Source organism: Acinetobacter sp. UBA6526, from assembly GCF_002434875.1.
GTDB classification, from domain to species: Bacteria; Pseudomonadota; Gammaproteobacteria; order Pseudomonadales; family Moraxellaceae; genus Acinetobacter; species Acinetobacter venetianus.
In genome coordinates this window covers 1-3,297 of the sequence record NZ_DJLC01000075.1, presented here as the reverse complement: position 1 = coordinate 3,297, position 3,297 = coordinate 1, and the positions used below count along the sequence as shown (strand labels likewise).

The following is a 3,297-nucleotide window of genomic DNA, read 5'->3' as shown; positions in this document are numbered from 1 at the left end:
TTTCCCCATAGGAGCCATTTTAGTCATGCTAACAGCAACGTAAGGAGAATCAGTTAATTCAATACCGATGTGCGCAATGTGGCTACCTAAAGGACCCATAGAGAATGGAACCACGTACATTGTACGACCTTCCATTGCACCATCAAATAAACCATTTAATTTTGTACGCATTTCTGCAGGAGCAACCCAGTTATTTGTTGCACCAGCGTCGTCTTGTTTTTCAGAGCAGATGTAAGTGCGGTCTTCAACACGAGCAACGTCAGAAGGGTCAGAATTTGCAAGATAAGAACCAGGATGTTTTTCTTGGTTAAGTTGTTGCATGGTGCCGTTAGCGATCATCAAGTCGATCAGACGTTGATATTCTTCTTCGCTTCCGTCACACCATTCGATTTTTGCTGGTTTGGTTAATTTTGCAATTTCTTCCACCCATGCAATAAGCTTAGGGTGACGAACGAATTCTGGTGCGTTCACTTGGGTCATGGTCATGCCTTTTTAAAGTGTGTACGACGTACAATTCTATTCATTGGTTTACAATGAAAATAGATGAAGTAAAAAAAGTGGCTGTATTAAAGCACAAAATCATAAAAAAAATAAGACTATTGGATCATATGGCAGGTTAATGAAAAGCTGTATATTTTTTCTTAAGTTATTGTTTTTAAGTTTTTTGTCAGTTTTTTTTAGGCTTATATGTTTTTTTTATGCATGTTATTTTTATTAAAAATTTTATTTAAAAACAACTGTTTATTTGATTTTATTTTTTTGAGAATTATTATTGATAAATTGAATAATCATCATCCAAAATTTACATAAACGGGCTTTTATTTGTTGATTTTATGCACAAAAATATGGAGGCACAATTTCAAAGGGTGAACTGAGTGAATCAAAATTTGCGCCCCTTATCGATTATCTACAATCAAAAATCTGGATTTCATGCTGCGCAACAAGATGAAGTCTATGAACGCTTAATGACGTTTTGGACGCAGCATGGTTTTGAAATACAGGTTTTTGAACTAAATCAAAAGGTTGATTTTGACGAGCTGATGAAATCTGTGCTTTCACGTCATCAACAGGCTGATTTACGTGGTGTTGTGGTGGCTGCTGGTGGAGATGGAACATTAAATGCAGTTGCGAAAAGATTAATGCATACCAATATTCCGATGGGGGTTATTCCATTAGGAACTTTTAATTATGTTGCCCGTGTTTTAGATATTCCAATTGATGTCTTTGCGGCAGCAGACGTGATTGCAACGGGTAAATTTCGTGAAGTTCATGTTGCTACAATTAATGATCAGATTTATTTAAATAATGCTAGCCTTGGACTTTATCCTTTATTTATCAAAAAACGAGAACTATATAATCAGCACTTCGGGCGTTTTCCCTTAAATGCATACACTTCAGGACTTGATGTGTTATTGCGTGAACATAAGTCTTTGAAACTGTCTATTAATGTTGATGGGCAGAAATATCCAGTCGCGACGCCCTTGATTTTCTTTGGAAATAATCAATTGCAATTGTGTGATATGAAATTAAGAATTGCTGAATGCGCGGCCAATGGAAAACTAGCTGGTGTAGTTGTAGCCAAAAGTGATCGGTTTAGTTTATTGAAAATGTTATTAAAATTAATTCAAGGGAAAATAGAGCAAACGCCTGATGTTTATACTTTTTGTGCAGAAAATATTACAGTTGGCTGCAAAAAAGATAAAGTTACGGTTGCGATTGATGGAGAACTTATGGAGTTGGAGACACCACTAAATTTCTCAGTTCAAAAATCATCTTTAAAAGTTATGGTTCCAAATGTTATTACACCTCTCTGATTTGCATTTTGGAACTGAGCGAGATGTTTGTCTGGATGCAATACGAAAGTTTTGTAAACAATATCGTCCAGAAGCGATTGTAGTGAGTGGTGATTTAACACAACGTGCTCGATTTAATCAGTTTTATGCATGTCGACAGTTTTTAGACTCGTTGTCGATTCCGTACTTAGTTGTGCCTGGTAATCATGACATTCCGCTTTATCATGTCTGGAATCGTTTTTTCTCACCATTTGTTCGTTATCAAGCTTTTTTTGGTCGTTTAGAAACGACTATGGAAACACAGCATTTTTATATTGTGGGCATGAACAGCATTCGTCGTCGTTACCATACGCGTGGACATATTTCTTTAGAGCAAATTCATGAAACTTATGAAAAACTCAAACATGCTCCTGCCCATAAATTAAAACTAGTGGTATTTCATCAACCGTTTTATACATTTCCAAACGATCATGGCGATAAAGATTGTCCAGTGCTTGGAAAAATGGCTTTAGAACAGTGGGGAAAGACTCATCTTTTTGGTTTATTGCATGGGCACTTGCATAAAGTTGCTGTACACGATTTAAATCAAATTTTTCAATTAGGTTTCGAATATCCTATTTTTGATATCCATGCTGGGACGGCAACATCAAATCGATTACGTTTTGGATTTTCTAATAGTTTTAACGTGATATTGGATAATGGTGTGATTGAACATTATTGGTTTAATGAGGATAAAAACAGCTTCGAAAAGCACTGATTTCCAGCTAAATGCAATGTGATTGAAATCAGTGTTTGAAAAAGCATCAAAAAATAGATTTTTTTTCACTTTTCCCCTTGAAGCCTTTTTTTTCATCCCCAAAAAAGTGGCATATCAAAATTTTATGCGTTGCCATGAATTGGCAATGCACATTAATCAATAAGACTAAGTCTGATGGAGTTAACTATGAGCAACATCCGCCCATTACATGATCGTGTTGTGATTCGTCGCGTAGAAGAAGAAACTAAAACGGCTGGTGGTATTTTACTTCCAGGTTCTGCTGCTGAAAAACCATCTCAAGGTGAAGTAATTGCAGTAGGTAATGGCCAAATCACTGACAACGGCGTTCGTGCTTTAGACGTTAAAGTTGGCGACAAAGTTTTGTTTGGTACTTATGCGGGTACAACAGTTAAAGTAAGCGGTGAAGAACTCTTAATCATGAAAGAGTCAGACATCTTAGCTGTGCTTGAAGGCTAATCGACACATAACTCACATTTATTATCAGATTCAGTATTTAAAAAGATTCGGAGTTTAATATGTCAGCTAAAGACGTAAAATTTGGTGATTCAGCTCGCTCAAAAATGATTGCAGGCGTAAACGTCCTTGCAGATGCTGTAAAAGTAACTTTAGGCCCGAAAGGTCGTAACGTTGTTATCGATCGTTCTTTCGGTGCACCACACATCACTAAAGATGGTGTAACTGTTGCTAAAGAAATTTCTTTAAAAGACAAGTTTGAAAACATGGGTG

The 3,297-nt window shown here is 36.3% G+C and carries 4 protein-coding genes and 1 pseudogene; 4 read left to right on the top strand and 1 reads right to left on the bottom strand.

Features of this window, described 5'->3' with window-relative positions:
- Positions 1-480 (bottom strand): annotated as a pseudogene (locus B4237_RS04970) (phosphoenolpyruvate carboxykinase); the annotation flags it as partial.
- Positions 481-875: 395 nt separating this feature from the next.
- Here B4237_RS04970 and B4237_RS04965 point away from each other — a divergent pair.
- The 4 genes from B4237_RS04965 to B4237_RS04950 form a co-directional block, all read left to right on the top strand.
- Entirely contained in the window at positions 876-1,814 is a 939-nt protein-coding gene (locus B4237_RS04965; protein ID WP_061517991.1) for a diacylglycerol/lipid kinase family protein, read from the top strand.
- Positions 1,795-2,550 carry a metallophosphoesterase family protein gene (locus tag B4237_RS04960; RefSeq protein WP_278595530.1) on the top strand — a complete coding sequence of 252 codons (756 nt, stop codon included), beginning with the start codon at positions 1,795-1,797 and terminating at the stop codon, positions 2,548-2,550. Before B4237_RS04965 ends, B4237_RS04960 begins: the two co-directional genes overlap by 20 nt.
- Positions 2,551-2,736: 186 nt before the next feature.
- Entirely contained in the window at positions 2,737-3,027 is a 291-nt protein-coding gene (locus tag B4237_RS04955) for a co-chaperone GroES (protein ID WP_004652030.1), read from the top strand.
- Between the two features lie 59 nt (positions 3,028-3,086).
- Positions 3,087-3,297, top strand: a 211-nt coding sequence (locus B4237_RS04950; protein ID WP_286941919.1) for a TCP-1/cpn60 chaperonin family protein, incomplete at its 3' end; no start/stop codon positions are given.

Coding starts and splice junctions, on each gene's coding strand:
- B4237_RS04960 (WP_278595530.1), top strand. CDS start 1,795: ATGTTATTACACCTCTCTGATTTGCATTTTGGAACTGAGCGAGATGTT.
- B4237_RS04955 (WP_004652030.1), top strand. CDS start 2,737: ATGAGCAACATCCGCCCATTACATGATCGTGTTGTGATTCGTCGCGTA.